Below are 2,487 nucleotides of genomic sequence, written 5' to 3'. Positions count from 1 at the left end.
AATGACTAGAAAAAACTCCCCGTTCTCGCAGTTGCTGCATAAAATACTCTTCAAGGCTAATCCTTTCTATATTCATATTAATTAATGTAGCTTTCATTAATCCCAGACTAACTAAAAATTCTTGGGGGTTTCCCTGCAAATGACCTTGCCAAAAATTATGCTCAAATTCTAAATCTGGTATCCATTGTTTAAGTATTTCCAGATTACCACTTTTACCCTTGACATAATAGGTTTCATTTGTGCCTAATATTTCATCTAAAGTACCGATACAAATTAATTCTCCTTCAGCAAGAATAGCTATCCTATCGCAAATTTTTTCCACATCTGATAAAACATGACTATTAAAAAAAATAGTCTTTCCCTGTTCTTTGAGCGAGACAATAATTTCTCTGATTTGATAACGCCCCATTGGATCTAAACCTGACATAGGTTCATCTAAAAAAACTAACTCTGGGTCATTAATCAAAGCTTGTGCCATGCCAACTCTTTGCAACATACCTTTAGAATATTGACGTAGTTGCTTTCTAATAGCTGTTGATTTAGATAATCCAACTAACTCAAGTAACTCTGGAATTCTTTGTTTTTGTATTGACGTTGGTATTTGAAATAATCCTGCTACAAACTCCAGAAATTCCCATCCAGTTAAATAGTCATAAAAATAAGGATTTTCTGGTAAGTAGCCAATTTTTTCCTTAACTAAGCGATCGCCTATTGGTTGCCCTAATAAAATTCCCGATCCAGACGTAGGGCGTACAATTCCTAATAAAGTTTTAAGTAGGGTAGTTTTACCTGCACCATTCTGTCCCAAAAGTCCAAAAGTTTCCCCTTGATAAACTCTCAAATTACAGTTTTTAAGAGACTCTATTTTTTGATTCATCCAAAAGCCAGTCCGGTACAATTTACCTAAATTAGTAGTTTCTATCACTGGCAATTTTTCTGGTGTTTTCTCTTCAATGGGAAAATTGACAGTAGATTCCATAAAGATTCAGCTTATACAATTAATATCTTATTTTTTAGCATAAACTGAATTAGCAATTAGGTATCAAAACCTAGAAACTTGCTTTTTTCATGGCTTTCTAGTATAGAGGACTTCACGTCACAATCAAAACTTTTAGGAATTAGGCAAATATACTATACATATAGTGTTCAAAACTAGATCGCTATAGTTTTTTAACTCTATATATAGTATATTTGCGTCATTCCTGACTTTGTAGGGAGGTTCCATGGAACCTCCCTACAAAGTCTAATTATATTAAAATTGCTGTACACAGGATTTACCCATTTTTGACTTCTAAACACTACATATATTAAGACGTTATAGTTTTAATAGGACTTACACACCAGACCATACATATAGCGTTCAAAACTATAGCACTATAGTTTTTAGACTCTATATACAGTACCTTTGCGTAAGTCCTGTTTTAATTTATCACTAACTACATATAGTGTTTCTGTGTAAGTCTTATTTGTAGCTCAATTATATCAGGACTTAGGCAAAGATACCATGTAGGTCTGGCTGATTAAATATCAAAGTAATTAAATTCTAATATCTGTTATGTAATTCGACCTACCCTCACAAAAAGACTTTCCATACGCAAACCCTATATATAGAGTTGAAAAACTGTAACGCTTTAGTTTTGAATGCTATATATATAGTCTGGTGCGTAAGTCTTATATCTGTTATGTAATTCGACCTACCCTCACAAAAAGACTTTCCATACGCAAACCCTATGTATAGAGTTGAAAAACTATAACGCTTTAGTTTTGAACGCTATATATATAGTCTGGTGCGTAAGTCTTATATCTGTTATGTAAAAGCAAGAATAGTTGAGGAGTTGGAAAAACCAAATTCTAAAAGAATTTTTATTTTTTGGAATTTGAATTTTAATTTCAAGTTTGACTTACCAACCATTTCTCAGCATTTTTTCTATCTGGGAACGAATATCAAAAGTGTCATTCACACAAGCACCAAAACATATAACATCAACCCTAACATACTTACCATCCTTGTGGCAGATAATATTAAAAACAGCATTGCCTCTTGCATACCGTGAAGAGGCACCAGTCACAGTTTTGATTAGTCCTGTTGCTACTAAACTGCTCATTTTCTGTACTGCTTTAGCTGCACAATCTGACTAATTTGTAGTAGAAACAGGCTCCCAACCTGTGCTACCTCCTGGAGCTGATGTTACATTTTATGCATTTACTTCTTTAGTGAAAGAACCAAATATTAATGCCAGAGCTGTGCAACTAACAAATATTGGCTTTGTAATTCTATTAATAATTTTCATATTTATCCGACCTTTATCTTACCGAATAATTATTAATTAAATAATTCAGCTTTATTAGCCTCCTCTTTCATATTATCATTCGTATTTGTACAGCTTTTTTGGTATAATAGCGTTGTCATTTTATTTGGGTGGTTTTTCGTTATTAATCAATTTAAGCAACAAAAAAACTTTGAATTTGATGTTGACTTTTAGTTTT

2 protein-coding genes are annotated in these 2,487 nt (G+C 32.7%); both read right to left on the bottom strand.

The annotated features are described in order from the left end of the window. On the bottom strand, positions 1–979 hold a 979-nt coding region (locus tag F6K22_RS38645), incomplete at its 3' end, for an ABC transporter ATP-binding protein (RefSeq protein ID WP_293110216.1). Between the two features lie 922 nt (positions 980–1,901). Further along, a complete protein-coding gene (locus tag F6K22_RS38640; protein WP_293110215.1) occupies positions 1,902–2,105 on the bottom strand; it encodes a hypothetical protein in 204 nt (67 codons plus the stop codon). Positions 2,106–2,487 lie beyond the last annotated feature (382 nt).

Source organism: Okeania sp. SIO2F4, assembly GCF_010672385.1.
Taxonomy (GTDB): Bacteria; Cyanobacteriota; Cyanobacteriia; order Cyanobacteriales; family Microcoleaceae; genus Trichodesmium.
This window is presented reverse-complemented; position numbering and strand designations above follow the sequence as displayed.

Excerpts from the sequence above, each read along its gene's own strand:
- F6K22_RS38640 (WP_293110215.1), bottom strand. The coding sequence starts at position 2,105 with ATGAGCAGTTTAGTAGCAACAGGACTAATCAAAACTGTGACTGGTGCC.